This is a genomic window from Klebsiella sp. BIGb0138, from assembly GCF_004342285.1.
Classification (GTDB): domain Bacteria; phylum Pseudomonadota; class Gammaproteobacteria; order Enterobacterales; family Enterobacteriaceae; genus Klebsiella.
In genome coordinates, this window is sequence record NZ_SMCV01000007.1 from 169,377 (window position 1) to 184,788 (window position 15,412).

The 15,412-nt window shown below is 57.2% G+C and carries 16 protein-coding genes; 8 read left to right on the forward strand and 8 right to left on the reverse strand.

Going from position 1 to position 15,412, the window contains the following annotated elements; genetic code table 11:
• Window positions 1-11: 11 nt before the first annotated feature.
• The 4 genes from sugE to efp all read right to left on the reverse strand — a co-directional run bounded on the left by sugE (window position 12) and on the right by efp (window position 1,548).
• Window positions 12-329: a quaternary ammonium compound efflux SMR transporter SugE gene (sugE, locus tag EDF73_RS16810; RefSeq protein WP_132730223.1), complete on the reverse strand. Its 318-nt coding sequence runs from the start codon at window positions 327-329 to the stop codon at window positions 12-14.
• 137 nt (window positions 330-466) lie between these two features.
• Window positions 467-613 (reverse strand): lipoprotein toxin entericidin B, encoded by a 147-nt coding sequence (ecnB, locus tag EDF73_RS16815; RefSeq protein WP_004097935.1) that lies wholly within the window; start codon window positions 611-613, stop codon window positions 467-469.
• Between the two features lie 175 nt (window positions 614-788).
• Window positions 789-920 (reverse strand): entericidin A/B family lipoprotein, encoded by a 132-nt coding sequence (locus EDF73_RS16820; protein ID WP_132730224.1) that lies wholly within the window; start codon window positions 918-920, stop codon window positions 789-791.
• 61 nt (window positions 921-981) lie between these two features.
• Window positions 982-1,548, reverse strand: coding sequence for an elongation factor P (gene efp, locus EDF73_RS16825; protein WP_004856970.1), 567 nt, complete (start codon window positions 1,546-1,548; stop codon window positions 982-984).
• Between the two features lie 40 nt (window positions 1,549-1,588).
• On the opposite strand from efp, the gene epmB reads away from it, so the two are divergent.
• Window positions 1,589-2,620 carry an EF-P beta-lysylation protein EpmB gene (gene epmB, locus EDF73_RS16830; RefSeq protein ID WP_132730225.1) on the forward strand — a complete coding sequence of 344 codons (1,032 nt, stop codon included), beginning with the start codon at window positions 1,589-1,591 and terminating at the stop codon, window positions 2,618-2,620.
• A 108-nt stretch (window positions 2,621-2,728) separates the two neighbouring features.
• Here the strand turns inward: epmB and EDF73_RS16835 are convergent, their stop codons facing one another.
• The 3 genes from EDF73_RS16835 to EDF73_RS16845 form a co-directional block, all read right to left on the reverse strand.
• Window positions 2,729-3,082: a DUF4156 domain-containing protein gene (locus EDF73_RS16835; RefSeq protein ID WP_132730226.1), complete on the reverse strand. Its 354-nt coding sequence runs from the start codon at window positions 3,080-3,082 to the stop codon at window positions 2,729-2,731.
• A gap of 133 nt (window positions 3,083-3,215) precedes the next feature.
• Window positions 3,216-4,862 carry a chaperonin GroEL gene (gene groL / locus EDF73_RS16840; protein WP_132730227.1) on the reverse strand — a complete coding sequence of 549 codons (1,647 nt, stop codon included), beginning with the start codon at window positions 4,860-4,862 and terminating at the stop codon, window positions 3,216-3,218.
• Window positions 4,863-4,901: 39 nt separating this feature from the next.
• Window positions 4,902-5,195 carry a co-chaperone GroES gene (locus tag EDF73_RS16845; protein ID WP_003855929.1) on the reverse strand — a complete coding sequence of 98 codons (294 nt, stop codon included), beginning with the start codon at window positions 5,193-5,195 and terminating at the stop codon, window positions 4,902-4,904.
• A gap of 231 nt (window positions 5,196-5,426) precedes the next feature.
• Here EDF73_RS16845 and yjeH point away from each other — a divergent pair, with 231 nt between their 5' ends.
• Window positions 5,427-6,680, forward strand: coding sequence for an L-methionine/branched-chain amino acid transporter (gene yjeH / locus EDF73_RS16850; protein WP_132730228.1), 1,254 nt, complete (start codon window positions 5,427-5,429; stop codon window positions 6,678-6,680).
• 58 nt (window positions 6,681-6,738) lie between these two features.
• On the opposite strand, the gene EDF73_RS16855 is transcribed toward yjeH, so the two are convergent.
• Complete coding sequence (locus tag EDF73_RS16855) at window positions 6,739-7,209, reverse strand: FxsA family protein (protein ID WP_132730229.1); 471 nt, start codon at window positions 7,207-7,209, stop codon at window positions 6,739-6,741.
• Window positions 7,210-7,547: 338 nt separating this feature from the next.
• Between EDF73_RS16855 and aspA the strand changes: the two genes are divergently transcribed.
• The 6 genes from aspA (at window position 7,548) to EDF73_RS16890 (ending at window position 15,399) form a co-directional block, all read left to right on the forward strand.
• A complete protein-coding gene (gene aspA / locus EDF73_RS16865) occupies window positions 7,548-8,984 on the forward strand; it encodes an aspartate ammonia-lyase (RefSeq protein WP_132730231.1) in 1,437 nt (478 codons plus the stop codon).
• A 117-nt stretch (window positions 8,985-9,101) separates the two neighbouring features.
• On the forward strand, window positions 9,102-10,403 hold the full coding sequence (locus EDF73_RS16870; RefSeq protein WP_132730232.1) for an anaerobic C4-dicarboxylate transporter: 1,302 nt from the start codon (window positions 9,102-9,104) through the stop codon (window positions 10,401-10,403).
• 93 nt (window positions 10,404-10,496) lie between these two features.
• Window positions 10,497-10,820 (forward strand): divalent cation tolerance protein CutA, encoded by a 324-nt coding sequence (gene cutA, locus EDF73_RS16875; RefSeq protein WP_132730233.1) that lies wholly within the window; start codon window positions 10,497-10,499, stop codon window positions 10,818-10,820.
• On the forward strand, window positions 10,796-12,520 hold the full coding sequence (locus EDF73_RS16880) for a protein-disulfide reductase DsbD (protein ID WP_132730234.1): 1,725 nt from the start codon (window positions 10,796-10,798) through the stop codon (window positions 12,518-12,520). Before cutA ends, EDF73_RS16880 begins: the two co-directional genes overlap by 25 nt.
• 20 nt (window positions 12,521-12,540) lie before the next feature.
• Window positions 12,541-13,131, forward strand: coding sequence for a transcriptional regulator (locus tag EDF73_RS16885; RefSeq protein ID WP_165905735.1), 591 nt, complete (start codon window positions 12,541-12,543; stop codon window positions 13,129-13,131).
• A 180-nt stretch (window positions 13,132-13,311) separates the two neighbouring features.
• A complete protein-coding gene (locus EDF73_RS16890; RefSeq protein WP_132730235.1) occupies window positions 13,312-15,399 on the forward strand; it encodes a DUF1176 domain-containing protein in 2,088 nt (695 codons plus the stop codon).
• The last annotated feature ends 13 nt before the right edge of the window (window positions 15,400-15,412 follow it).

Sequence of the window (15,412 nt, forward strand, 5' to 3'; positions counted from 1 at the left end):
GCGCGCGGTGGTTAGTGCGCGCTGATCTTCAGGCCGATAATACCGACCACGATACACGCCAGGCTGGCAATGCGCATCGCGCTGGCTGATTCACCCAGCAGGACGATGCCGGTGATGGCTGCGCCAACCGCGCCAATCCCCGTCCAGACGGCATAGGCGGTCCCCACCGGCAGGGTTTTCATCGCCCACGACAGCAGCGCCATACTGAGCACCATCGCGACGATGGTGATCGCGCTGGGTAGCAGGCGGCTAAAACCGTGGGTGTATTTCAGGCCAACCGCCCAGACCACTTCCAGCAGGCCGGCGATAAACAAAACGAACCAGGACATACGACTCCTTGATGGGGCCGTCCCCGGATGCGATGCGCTTACGGGTCGTCCCGCAAGGTGGATGAAAAACGCAGGGATTATAAACAACGTGCCTGACGATGGGAAGAACGGTACGGCCGGTGACCGTACCGTCAGGTCTATTGCTGGGCTTTCGTCGCCGCACCGGAAATGGCACTGCCGCCTTCTGAAATATCCTGACCAACACCACGCGTCGTGTTGCATGCGGTCAACACTGAAGAAAGGGCCAAAACCGTAAAGAACGCTGCAATCGCTTTTTTCACCATAATATCATCCTTATTACCAGTTTTAGTTATCGTGCCCTATAAGCATAGACAACCTGGCCCGGGATGAAGGGATCTCAGCGTTTTTTAAGAGAAAAAGAGGTATCAAACGGCTGATTTAAGCGAAACGGCGCCGCGAGAGGAGATGATGAAGCAAAAGGAGCGGATAACAGGGCATTTAACTGACGGCGCGCGAAATCGCATGCCCCAGTCCCTGAACGTCTTCGCCAAAGCCGCGGGCGGTATTACAGCCAGTCAGCAAAACAGCGCTCAGCAACAGCAATGCCAGAAGCCAGGTCGTGTTGTTCATTCTTCCTTGCCTGCAGTAGCAGGCGCAGCACGCTGCTGCGCCAACCATCTTATGACATGAATTACTTCACGCGGGATACGTATTCGCCAGAGCGGGTATCCACTTTGATGACTTCGCCAATCTGGACAAACAGCGGAACTTTCACCACTGCGCCAGTTGACAGCGTTGCCGGTTTACCGCCGGTACCTGCGGTGTCACCTTTCAGACCCGGATCGGTTTCAACGATTTCCAGTTCAACAAAGTTCGGCGGGGTGACGGAGATCGGCTGGCCGTTCCACAGAGTCACGATGCACTCCGCCTGATCCAGCAGCCATTTCGCGTTATCGCCTACGGCTTTCGCATCGGCAGCCAGCTGCTCAAACGTGGAGTTGTTCATGAAGTGATAGAACTCACCGTCGTTGTACAGGTAAGTCAGGTTCATATCAACAACGTCCGCGCCTTCCGCAGAGTCGGTAGATTTGAAGGTTTTTTCAACACGGGTACCGGTCAGCAGGCGGCGCAGCTTAACGCGCGCGAAAGCCTGGCCTTTACCTGGTTTCACGAATTCACTCGCTTCAACGGCGTAAGGTTCGCCGTCCATCATGATTTTAAGACCGGCACGAAAATCGTTGCTATAGTAAGTCGCCATAAGGCCCTCTAAATTTGTTAATTGGTAGCTAAGCCACAAAATGGCGCATATTGTAACCCTAAATACCCCATCCAGAGAAGATTGGTTAACGCAACTTGCAGATGTTGTGACCAGTCCTGACGAACTGCTGCATCTTTTAAATGTAGACAATGATGCGAACCTGCTGGCGGGACGCGACGCAAAACGTCTCTTCGCCCTGCGCGTACCGCGGGCGTTTATCGCCCGCATGGAGCCGGGAAACCCCAACGATCCTCTTCTTCGTCAGGTACTTACCTCACAAGAAGAGTTTATTGCGGCCCCGGGTTTTTCTACCGATCCGCTGGAAGAACAGCACAGCGTGGTACCGGGTCTGCTGCATAAATACCGCAACCGGGCGCTGCTGCTGGTCAAGGGCGGCTGCGCGGTAAATTGCCGCTATTGTTTCCGCCGACACTTCCCGTACGCCGAAAATCAGGGCAATAAGCGCAACTGGCAGGCGGCGCTGGAGTATATTGCCGCACATCCGCAGCTCGATGAGATTATTTTTTCCGGCGGCGACCCGCTGATGGCGAAAGATCATGAACTGGACTGGCTGCTCACGCAGCTGGAAGCCATCCCGCACGTCAAACGCCTGCGCATCCACAGCCGCCTGCCGGTGGTCATCCCGGCGCGGATTACCGACGCACTGGTCTCGCGCCTTGCCGGCTCGTCGTTGCAGGTGCTGCTGGTCAATCACAGCAACCATGCCAATGAAATCGATGCCGATTTCCGCGCGGCGATGATGCGCTTACGCACGGCAGGCGTGACGCTGCTCAATCAAAGCGTGCTTCTGCGCGGCGTTAACGATAATGCGCAAACGCTGGCCGATTTGAGCAATGCCCTGTTCGACGCCGGGGTGATGCCCTACTACCTGCACGTTCTGGATAAAGTCCAGGGCGCGGCCCATTTTATGGTCGAAGATGAAGAGGCCCGGGCCATCATGCGTGAGCTGCTGACGCTGGTTTCAGGGTATATGGTGCCGAGGCTGGCGCGAGAAATCGGCGGTGAGCCCAGCAAGACGCCGCTGGATTTAGGCTTGAAACAACATTCGTGAAAAGGCCCGCCGGGGAAATACTGGCAGACCCTCGATTGACAGACTGACCTGAACGCGCGGAGATCGCCGGGCCTCTCTTACCGTCGACGGGAGAGGCCCGGAATCACATCAGTTCGGGCACTTATAGACCTGACCGTTCATTTCACTGTCGGTCGGCACAAAGCTCGACAGCAGATTCTGCGTCGGGCTGCTGACGCCATAAATCACGTTGCCGCCCATCGCGGCGGCCTGGTTGCGCAGTGCGTTAGCGGCGCCACGCATGGATCCGCCTTCATCACCGTTCTGACCGGACAGCCAGTTGCTCTGCTTACCCGTCGCGGTCCCCAGCAGCTGGCAATCCGCACCCGGCTTCTCTTCAACAAAGCGTACGCCCTGTCCGCCTGAGCTCAGTTCGTTGCTGGAACTGCACCCCGCCAACAATAATGCTGCGCCGACAATCCCTGCTAAATATCTTACCTGCATGTTATTCCCCATGATCAATGAGCTGGACGCGCCGGCCCGGATGTACACCTTATACTAAAAAGATGAGAAAAAGAAAAACCCCCGAGCATTTCTGCCCGGGGGTTTCTTTATTTCTATGGGGTATCGCGCACGATTACATCATGCCGCCCATACCGCCCATGCCGCCCATACCGCCAGCAGCACCTAAATCAGGCGCATCGCTTTTCGGCAGGTCGGTCACCATGCACTCGGTGGTGATCATCAGACCAGCAACGGATGCCGCGTACTGCAGAGCAGAACGGGTCACTTTAGTTGGGTCCAGGATACCGAAGTCGATCATGTTGCCGTATTCTTCAGTTGCCGCGTTGTAACCGTAGTTGCCTTCGCCCGCTTTCACGTTGTTAGCCACTACAGACGGCTCTTCGCCGGCGTTGGAAACGATCTGACGCAGCGGCGCTTCCATTGCGCGCAGCGCAACTTTGATACCGACGTTCTGATCTTCGTTCTGTGCGGTCAGGCCAGCCAGTTTAGCCGCGACGCGAACCAGCGCAACGCCACCACCAGCAACAACGCCTTCTTCTACCGCAGCGCGGGTGGCGTGCAGCGCATCGTCAACGCGCGCTTTCTTCTCTTTCATTTCAACTTCGGTCGCTGCGCCGACTTTGATTACCGCAACACCGCCAGCCAGTTTCGCTACGCGCTCCTGCAGTTTTTCACGGTCGTAGTCAGAAGTCGCTTCTTCGATCTGCTTACGGATCTGAGTCACGCGGCCCTGAATGGCGCTTTCTTCACCCACGCCATCAATGATGGTGGTGGTGTCTTTGTTAATAACAACGCGTTTCGCCTGACCCAGGTCTTCCAGCGTCGCTTTTTCCAGTTCCATACCGATCTCTTCAGAGATAACGGTACCGCCAGTCAGCGTCGCGATATCCTGCAGCATCGCTTTACGACGATCGCCGAAGCCTGGAGCTTTCACCGCGGCCACTTTCACGATGCCGCGCATGGTGTTAACCACCAGCGTGGCCAGCGCTTCGCCTTCAACGTCTTCAGCGATGATAACCAGCGGTTTGCCTGCTTTCGCCACGGCTTCCAGAACCGGCAGCATTTCGCGGATGTTGGAAACTTTCTTGTCTGCCAGCAGGATGAACGGGCTTTCCAGTTCAACAGCGCCGGTTTCCGGCTTGTTGATGAAGTACGGGGACAGGTAGCCGCGGTCGAACTGCATACCTTCAACCACGTCCAGTTCGTCTTCCAGACCAGTACCGTCTTCAACGGTGATCACGCCTTCTTTACCGACTTTATCCATCGCTTCAGCGATCAGTTTACCGACGGTTTCGTCGGAGTTAGCGGAGATGGTACCTACCTGAGCGATGGCTTTAGAGTCGGAGCACGGTACAGACAGCGTTTTCAGTTCTTCAACCGCAGCAACGACAGCTTTGTCGATACCACGTTTCAGATCCATCGGGTTCATGCCAGCAGCAACGGCTTTCAGACCTTCTGCGATGATAGCCTGAGCCAGTACGGTTGCGGTGGTGGTACCGTCGCCTGCAGCGTCGTTCGCTTTAGAGGCAACTTCTTTCACCATCTGTGCGCCCATGTTTTCGAACTTGTCTTCCAGCTCGATTTCACGTGCTACGGAAACACCGTCTTTAGTGATGGTCGGGGCACCGAAGGATTTGTCCAGTACCACGTTACGGCCTTTCGGGCCCAGGGTCACTTTCACTGCATCTGCCAGTACGTTCACGCCGCGCAGCATTTTTACACGAGCGTCGTTACCGAATTTTACGTCTTTAGCTGCCATTTTTTCTATTCCTCAAATTCGTTCAGTTTCGCGCGCGAATTACGCTTCAACAATTGCCAGAATGTCGCTTTCAGACATGATCAGCACTTCTTCATTGTCGATTTTTTCAGATTTCACACCGTAGCCATCGTTGAAAATAACGATATCGCCAACTTTAACGTCCAGCGGCTGCACAGTTCCGTTTTCCAGGATGCGGCCCTTACCGACAGCGATGATTTCGCCACGAGTTGATTTGGCTGCCGCAGAACCGGTCAGAACGATGCCGCCTGCAGATTTGGTTTCAACTTCTTTACGTTTGACGATCACACGATCATGTAACGGACGAATACTCATTGATAGCTCTCCTTTGAGAAGGTCATTATCAGTTATGGGTGACACCGGCCCGTATACGGTTTTCCGGCTAGTGCCCTGAGAGATGGGGGTAGGTTTTCCCGCTTCAAGGGGAAACTTAAAAAAAAATTTTTTCGCGTGCGCTGACGCACACAAAATAGCGGCGGGCGGTCATCGTCATAAGTAAAAACGATTGTGCTACCCTCCATTCTTTGTCGGTGACAGGATTGCAACATGAGTGGGTTGAAACAGGAGTTAGGTCTGGCTCAGGGAGTGGGGCTGCTTTCCACGTCGCTACTCGGCACCGGCGTCTTTGCCGTGCCGGCGTTGGCCGCGCTGGTCGCGGGAGATAACAGTCTGTGGGCCTGGCCGGCGCTGATCCTGCTGGTCTTTCCGATCGCCATCGTCTTTGCCGTACTCGGTCGCCATTTCCCCAGCGCGGGCGGCGTGGCGCACTTCGTCAACATGGCCTTTGGCTCCCGTATGGAACGCGTCACCGGCTGGCTGTTCCTGTCGGTCATTCCGGTCGGATTGCCCGCCGCGCTGCACATCGCCACCGGATTCGGCCAGGCGCTGTTTGGCTGGCACGATACCCAGCTGCTGCTGGCTGAGCTGGGCACGCTGGCTATCGTCTGGTGGGTCGGGTCGCGGGGCGCCAGCTCCAGCGCTAACCTGCAAACGCTGGTCGCGATGCTGATCGTGGCGCTGATCGTCGTCGTCTGGTGGCGCGGTGGAATTAGCCCGACGCAGATCCCCTTTCCGGCACCGACCGATATCGACCAGTCACAGCTTTTTGCCGCTTTGTCGGTGATGTTCTGGTGCTTTGTCGGTCTTGAAGCCTTCGCTCATCTGGCAGCGGAATTTAAACGCCCGGAGCGTGATTTCCCCCGTGCGTTAATGATCGGCTTATTGCTGGCGGGGTCGGTGTACTGGGCCTGTACCGTGCTGGTGCTGCATTTTCATGCCTTTGGCGCGGGGATGGCCGCCGCCGCATCGTTACCCAATATCGTGGTGCGCTTATTCGGCGTGCAGGCGCTGTGGGTCGCCTGCGTGATTGGCTATCTCGCCTGTTTCGCCAGCCTCAATATCTATATCCAAAGCTTCGCCCGCCTGGTGTGGTCACAGGCGCAGTACAGGCCGGGTAGCTATCTCGCCCGCCTGTCGCCGCAGCAAATCCCCCGCAACGCGCTCAATGCGGTGCTCGGCTGCTGCGTCATCAGCACGCTGTGTATCTACTGGCTTGATATCAACCTCGACGCGCTGATCGTCTACGCCAACGGCATTTTTATTATGATTTACCTGCTGTGCATGCTGGCGGGATGTCGGTTATTGCCGGGGCGCTATCGGGCGCTGGCGGTCATCGGCAGCGTGCTGTGCCTGCTGCTGCTGGCGATGGTCGGCTGGAAAAGCCTGTACGCGCTGGCGGTGATGGCGGCGCTGTGGCTGTGGCTGCCCAAACGCCACTCGCCGGTCCGCCCGACCGCATAAAAAAGCCGGATAGCGCAACGCGTATCCGGCCAGTTTATCATCCGCCCGACGGGCTGAATTAACGGTCGTCTTTATGATCCAGACGGTCGCGCTCTTCATCTTTACGCTGGTATTCGCCGTCAAAGGTCTCACCGCCTCCGCTGCCCGCGCTAAACCCGCCGCCGGGCATCCGGCTAAAGCGTAAGTGCGGCATCAGCTTCAGGGTCAGGTGTTTCTGTACCGGCGGCAGCAGGAGCAGCAGGCCGAGGAAATCGGTAAAGAACCCCGGCAGCAACAGCAGCAGACCGGCGATGATCAGCGACACGCTTTTAATCATTTCTGCGGCCGGGCTCTCACCTGCCGCCATTTTCTGCTGCATCAGCATCAGGTTTTTAAAGCCCTGATTGCGCACCAGCGACATACCGACCACCGAGCTGAAGATCACCAGAATCAGCGTCAGCAGGACGCCGAGCACGTGGGCCACCTGGATGAAGATCGATATCTCAATGTAAACGTATAAAAAAATGGCAATTAACGGAATCCAACGCACTGGCGTCTCCTTCATTCGCAGCCGCCACTATCGGCCACCGCGGTCATCGATGTGCTTTTCGCATCAGATCGATATTGGGCTAAAACGCCACATTTCAATCGGCAGAATCGCTTATTTTTTGCAGAAATGGCAAAGCGGTGACTCATTTCACAGATTAATAATTCTTATACCTTCCGCGACATAATAAGTGATCAAGGTTACGGACATTCGCTATCATCAGCATATGATCGTGGGCACCGGGCCGATTAAGGAAATAATCTTCGGCAAGAAAATACGCTAAACCCCATAAATCCTGCGTATTTGGTGAATTCATTGGCAGATTGAAAAAGAAGGTTCACATGTTAAACAACATTCGTATCGAAGAAGATCTGTTGGGTACCAGGGAAGTTCCAGCTGACGCCTACTACGGCGTTCATACTCTGAGAGCGATTGAAAACTTCTATATCAGCAACAGCAAAATCAGCGATATCCCTGAGTTCGTGCGCGGCATGGTGATGGTCAAAAAGGCCGCCGCGATGGCCAACAAGGAACTGCAAACCATACCTAAAGGTATCGCGAACACCATTATTGCCGCCTGTGATGAAGTGCTGAATAACGGTAAATGTATGGACCAGTTCCCGATCGATGTGTTCCAGGGCGGTGCCGGTACCTCCGTCAACATGAACACCAACGAGGTGCTGGCGAATATTGGCCTTGAGCTGATGGGCCACCAGAAAGGCGAATATCAGTATCTGAACCCGAACGACCACGTTAACAAATGCCAGTCCACCAACGATGCCTACCCGACCGGTTTCCGCATTGCGGTTTATGCCTCGCTGCTGAAATTAACGGATGCCATCAACCAGCTAGGCGAAGGCTTCCAGCATAAAGCCGTCGAGTTCCAGGATATCCTTAAAATGGGTCGTACCCAGCTGCAGGACGCGGTACCGATGACCCTTGGCCAGGAGTTCCACGCTTTTAACGTGCTGCTGAATGAAGAGACCAAATGCATTCTGCGTACCGCGGAGCTGCTGCTGGAAGTCAACCTCGGCGCGACCGCGATCGGTACCCGCCTGAATACTCCGGATGGCTATCAACAGCTGGCGGTACAAAAACTGGCGGAAGTCAGCAGCCTGCCGGTCGTTCCGGCGGAAGACCTGATCGAAGCCACCTCCGACTGCGGCGCCTACGTCATGGTCCACAGCTCGCTGAAGCGCCTGGCGGTAAAACTGTCCAAAATCTGTAACGATCTGCGCCTGCTCTCTTCCGGGCCGCGCGCGGGCCTGAATGAAATCAACCTGCCGGAGCTGCAGGCGGGCTCCTCGATCATGCCGGCTAAAGTTAACCCGGTGGTGCCAGAAGTGGTCAACCAGGTCTGCTTCAAGGTCATCGGCAACGACACCACGGTGACCATGGCGTCAGAAGCCGGTCAGCTGCAGCTGAACGTGATGGAGCCGGTTATCGGCCAGGCAATGTTTGAATCCATCCATATCCTGACCAACGCCTGCTACAACCTGCTGGAAAAATGCGTTAACGGCATCACCGCCAACAAAGCGGTGTGCGAAGGGTATGTGTATAACTCCATCGGGATTGTCACCTACCTCAACCCGTTCATCGGCCACCACAATGGCGATATCGTCGGCAAGATTTGCGCCGAAACCGGCAAGAGCGTGCGCGACGTTGTTCTCGAGCGCGGATTACTCACCGAAGCGGAGCTCGACGACATTTTCTCCGCGCAAAACCTGATGCATCCGGCCTATAAAGCAAAGCGTTACACTGATGAAAGCGAACAGTAAGCTTTCAGGTTAAACTAGCCAAAGGCATGTCAGCAATGACATGCCTTTTTTGCTTTTTTAGGTTTACTAAATCACAACAATTCAATATCAACTTGTTAAAAAACAAGGAAGGCGTATATGTTTGGTGCAGAACTCGTGATTGTCCTGCTGGCTATTTATCTGGGAGCCAGGCTCGGCGGTATCGGCATCGGCTTTGCCGGTGGCCTGGGCGTTCTCGTCCTGACGCTTTTATTTCAAATTAAACCTGGGGCGATTCCCTTTGACGTGATTGAAATCATCATGGCGGTTATCGCCGCGATTGCCGCCATGCAGGTTGCCGGAGGCATGGATTATCTGGTCAGCCTGGCCGAACGCATGCTGAGACGCCATCCGAAATACATCACCTTTCTTGCCCCGCTGGTGACCTGGTTTATGACCGTGCTGGCGGGAACCGGCCATACCGCGTTCTCCACCCTGCCGGTGATTACCGAAGTCGCGAAAGAGCAGGGCATTCGCCCGTCCCGCCCGCTGTCTATCGCCGTCGTCGCTTCGCAGATCGCGATTACCGCCTCGCCGATCTCCGCCGCCGTGGTCTTTTTTGCCGGCATTCTGGAGCCGCTGGGCGTCAGCTACCTGACGCTGCTGGCGATCTGCATTCCGGTCACGTTGATTGCCGTGATGATCACCGCCGTGGTATGTAACTTCCTCGGCTGCGAGCTGAAAGACGATCCTATTTATCAGGAGCGTCTGGCTAAAGGTGAAGTGAAGCTCCGTGGGAGCCAGGTCTTCGATCTCAAGCCACACGCGAAGCGCTCTGTCCTGCTGTTTCTGGTCGGTATCGTCGCGGTGATGTTTTATGCCACCGCCATCAGCGACACCGTAGGACTGATTCAGAACCCGGTGTTGCCGCGTAACGAAGCGATCGTGGTGTTCATGCTAACCATCGCGACGCTAATCAGCATCACCTGTAAAATCGATACCAGCGAAGTACTCAACGCCAGCACCTTTAAATCCGGGATGAGCGCCTGCGTCTGCGTACTGGGCGTCGCCTGGCTGGGTGATACCTTCGTCAAAGCGCATATCACCGACATTCAGACCATCGCCGGCGATCTGCTGCATAACTACCCGTGGCTGCTGGCGGTGGTCCTGTTCTTCGCCGCCACCCTGCTCTACTCCCAGGCCGCGACCACCAAAGCCCTGATGCCGGCGGCGCTGATGCTCGGCGTGAGCCCGCTGACCGCCATCGCCTCGTTTGCCGCAGTCTCGGCGCTGTTCGTGCTGCCTACCTACCCTACGCTGCTGGCGGCGGTGGAGATGGACGACACCGGATCGACGCGCATTGGCAAATATGTCTTTAACCACGCGTTCCTGATCCCCGGAGTGATCGCCATTACCCTGTGCGTCATTCTGGGTTTCATCATTGGCGGCATCATGCTGTAAATCTGCTTAAATTCGGGCCAGTTGCTGGCCCGTTTCATTAATCCCCTCACCTTGCGTGCTATAGTGCCTCTTTTCGCTGATACGAGGTTCACGATGACTACGCCTGATGCTGTTGTTGTTCTCTGTACCGCGCCGGATGAAGCTACCGCCCAGGATCTGGCGGCCAAAGCGCTGGCAGACAAGCTCGCCGCCTGCGCCACCATCCTGCCTGGGGCGACCTCCCTCTACTACTGGGAAGGCAAGCTGGAGCAGGAATACGAAGTGCAGATGCTGCTGAAAACCGACCTGGCCCATCAGCAGGCGTTACTGGACTGTCTGAAGGCCCATCACCCGTATCAAACCCCCGAATTACTGGTTCTACCCGTCACTCATGGAGACACTGATTACCTCTCATGGCTCAACGCATCATTACGCTGATTCTGCTGCTGTGCAGTACCTCCGCATTCGCCGGGCTCTTTGATGCCCCCGGGCGCACCCATTTTGTGCCCGCCGATCGGGCGTTTGCCTTTGATTTTCAGCAGAACCAACACGACGTCAATCTGACCTGGCAAATCAAGGAGGGTTACTACCTCTATCGCCAGCAGATCAAACTGACGCCTGCCGATGCCACCCTTGTCGAGCCTTCGCTGCCGCCGGGGACATGGCACGAAGATGAGTTCTACGGTAAAAGCGAGATTTATCGCCAGCGCCTGAGCGTGCCGGTAACGCTTAGCCAGGCGGCAAAAGGCGCAACGCTCACCGTCACCTACCAGGGCTGTGCCGACGCCGGCTTTTGTTATCCGCCGGAGAGCAAAGTCGTGCCGCTCAGCGCGGTGCTGGCGGCGGAAGCCCCCGCGGCAGGGGCCAGCGCGGTCCCGCCGGTCTCTTCACCTCCTGCGCTGGCGAGCAGCGGTCAGGCGCGCGGCGAGCTGCCCTTTTCCGCGCTTTGGGCGCTGCTGATCGGTATCGGCATCGCCTTTACGCCCTGCGTGTTGCCGATGTATCCGCTGATCTCTGGCATCGTGCTTGGCGGCCGGCAGCAGCTGTCCACCGCCCGGGCCCTACTGCTGGCGTTTATCTATGTTCAGGGGATGGCGCTGACCTACACCGCGCTGGGGCTGGTGGTTGCCGCCGCCGGTATGCAGTTTCAGGCGGCGTTGCAACATCCTTACGTCCTGACAGGCTTGTCGGCGGTCTTTATCCTGCTGGCGCTGTCGATGTTCGGCCTGTTTACGCTGCAGCTCCCCTCATCTTTGCAGACCCGTTTGGCGCTGATGAGTAATCAGCGCCAGGGCGGTTCCCCCGGCGGCGTGTTGGCGATGGGCGCCATCGCCGGACTGATCTGTTCGCCCTGCACCACCGCACCGTTGAGCGCCATCCTGCTGTATATTGCCCAGAGCGGTAATCTGTGGCTCGGCGGCGGTACGCTCTATCTCTACGCGCTGGGTATGGGGCTGCCGCTGATAGTGGTCACCGTATTTGGCAACCGCCTGCTGCCGAAGAGCGGCCCGTGGATGAGCCACGTGAAGACCGCCTTCGGTTTTGTGATCCTCGCGCTGCCGGTCTTTTTACTGGAGCGGATCGTCGGCGACCCCTGGGGTCTGCGGCTGTGGTCGCTGCTTGGCGTGTCCTTCTTTAGCTGGGCCTTTATCACCTTGCTCGGAGCAACCCGCCCGTGGCTGCGGCTCGTGCAAATCGTCATGCTGGGCGCCGCGCTGATCAGCGCACGTCCGCTGCAGGACTGGGCTTTCGCCGCGCCGGCCGCCCGGCAGCAGGCGCATCTCGAATTTACCCGGGTCAGCGGCGTTACGCAGCTCAACCGCGCGCTGGCGCTGGCGCAGGGTAAACCGGTGATGCTCGATTTGTACGCCGACTGGTGCGTGGCCTGTAAAGAGTTCGAAAAATACACCTTTAGCTCGGCGCAGGTGCGCCAGGCCCTGAAAGGTACCATTCTGTTGCAGGCCGATGTGACCAGCAACAGCGCTGAGGATGTCGCGCTGCTGAAGCACCTGAAGGTGCTCGGCCTGCCGACGATTCTGTTCTTTAATGCGCAGGGAGAAGAACAGCCCGCGCAGCGCGTCACCGGGTTTATGGATGCCGCGACATTCAGCGCCCATTTGCACGATTGGCAACCGTGAACGACACTTTAGGAGGAAAAATGGAGGAGAAGACCGTGCAACGTGAAGATGTCCTGGGTGAAGCCATACAAATTCTCGAAGTCGAAGGTATAGCCAACACCACGCTGGAAATGGTCGCCGAACGCGTCTCTTACCCGCTCGATGACCTCAAACGTTTCTGGCCCGATCGCGAAGCGCTGCTTTACGATGCGCTGCGCTACCTCAGCCATCAGGTTGATGCCTGGCGTCGTCAGCTGCTGCTCGACGAGACGCTCACGCCGGAGCAGAAGCTGCTGGCGCGCTATGGCGCATTGACCCGCTGCGTGAGCAACCACCGCTATCCCGGCTGTCTGTTTATCGCCGCCTGCACCTTTTACCCGGATGCGCAGCATCCTATTCATCAACTGGCGGAGCAACAAAAGCAGGCCTCGCTGGCGAATACCCACGAGCTGCTGACCCAACTGGAAGTGGACGACCCGGCGATGGTGGCCAAACAGATGGAGCTGATTGTCGAAGGTTGCCTGAGCCGCCTGCTGGTCAAACGCAGCCAGGCCGATGTCGACACCGCCCAGCGTCTGGCGGAAGATATTCTGCGCTTTGCCCAATGCCGCACGGGCGGCGCGTTAACCTGATCTCGCTACCCTCACCGGCAGGACGCGCATTCCGACCCGACATCGCGCCGCATCAAGGTCGCCACTCAGCACAGCCCCGGGAGCGTATCCGCCATACCTCACCGGGGTCAGCCAACAAAGATGCAACCTGGAGTATGAAGAGTATAATTCCCCCACTCCGATACGTCTACAGGGATTTCTATGCGTTCTCTCCTTTGGGCTGCCATCATAGGGCTATGCCCGGCATCGCTGCTGGCCGCGCCGGTTCAGGGTTTTTCTTTCGCGCATAAAGACTGGGAAGTGGCCTGCGATAATACCGGCACCTGCCGGGCTGCGGGTTATGGCGTCAAGATGGGGGAAATCAGCGTCCTGCTGACCCGCAACGCCGGCGCCGGGCAGCGCGTCAGCGGCCAGGTGACCTTCGCCCAGATCGATCATGATATTCCTGCCGATGCCACGGTTGACCTGCTGATCGATGACCAGGATCGCGGCACGCTGGACGCTAAAGACGATAGCCATTTCCGCTTTGATAGCACCCAGACCGCCGCGCTGATCCAGGCGCTGGAACATGACGCCAAAATCGAGATCTCGCTCAACGGCCTGCGCAAGCGGCTCTCCAGCGCGGGCAGCAGCGCGGTATTTCTTAAAATTGATGAGTTTCAGCAGCGTCAGGGCACCGCGGATGCGCTGGTACGTCAAGGCGACGCCGACGATGACAGCACGCTCGCAGCCGCACCGGCGCCGGAAATTATCGCCGCTCCGGTGATCCACAATGCCCCGGGCGAACCGCTGACGGCAAAACAGCGCCAGAAGCTGCTTCCGGCGCTGATCCCGCAGTTGAACAGCCACTGTGATGACTGGCAAAACAGCGCGATTCCCGCCCAGGAACGGCAGATCACCGCCACGCCGCTCGATAAAACCCATTCGCTGATCCAGGCCCTGTGCTGGCGCGCCGCCTATAACGACGGCTACGCGATATGGGTGGTGGACAACACCTCGCTGGCCAGACCGCAGCCGATCGCCACCGATGCCTCCAGCTATGCCGATGGCGTCATCACCTTCTTCAACAAAGGCCGCGGCATCGCCGATTGCGTCAACGGCGAGGAGCGGGTCTGGGACGGGAAGACGTTTGTTCAGAGTCTGAAATACACCACCGGTATGTGCCGTGAAATCACCTCCGGCGGCACCTGGATGCTGCCTACCTTCGTCAGCCAGGTGCGGCCAAAGCAGGAGAAGGATGCCGATAACGCCGCGCTCAAAGCGCTGTATAACGCGGTACTGAAAGAGCAAAAAAGCGACCCGGAACTGACGTTGAAGAAAGTTGCCGCGCAGTTCCCGCTTACCGGGCACGTGACCAGCTTTACGCTGACCTACGCAGACGATTCGCTGGTGTCGACCGCTAAACCCGCGGTCGATATCAGCGACGATGAATGGCAGGCATTTCTCCACTCGGATATCAGCGCCGACTCGGAAAATGGCAAGGTCAGCTTTACGCTGGTCGATCTGGATAACGACGGCAGGCGCGATTTAATCATCGACAGCTATATCGGCGGGACCGGGCTCTTCAGCTACACCGGCGTGTTAAAACGTGGCGATAACACCTTTGATACCGTCAATCATAACGAGAGCGATGACGACGATGATTTTGACGCCGGCGTGCCCGGGGCGCTGTTTTCGCTCAACGGGCGCGGGGCCAATCAGTGGAACCAGTGGGTGAGAATTAACGGCCAGGTGTATGCCCTGTGGTACAACGGTCAGTTTGGCGAAGACAATCTTTATCTGCTGCGTCCTTTCAGCCCGACGGACAGAACGCCTGCCGTGACGATTCGCTATCGCTATGCGCTGGAGACGCTCAGCTCCCCGGAAAAAGACCAGCCTCTGACGCCGGCGCTCAATGCGCAGGACCAGGCGGATCTCCTCAAATCACTGGCGCTGATGCAAAGCCATCTGTTGAAAGACCAAAACGATCAGGCCGGGGATGCGCCAATTTGCCCCATTCCCCCGGGGACCTCCGCTGATGAAGCGGATAACTACTATAGCGGCGTCGCCTCTTACTACGTCTATGAAACGGTGGCGTATATTCCGGTGTGGATCGGTGGAAAGTGCTTTATCGGCACCGTGATCAGCCACCACGGCGCCTACCGTCACGGCGTGGATGCGGAAATCATGATCAGCTCGCCGCGCGAGGACGAGGACGTTATCGGCGGCTATGCTATTTCGGGATTGCGCCACGTCATCTCGGCGGTCAGCGGCTGGAAAATCCGCGCAGGCGACAACGGGATGATGTGATAAGTCAGCAAAA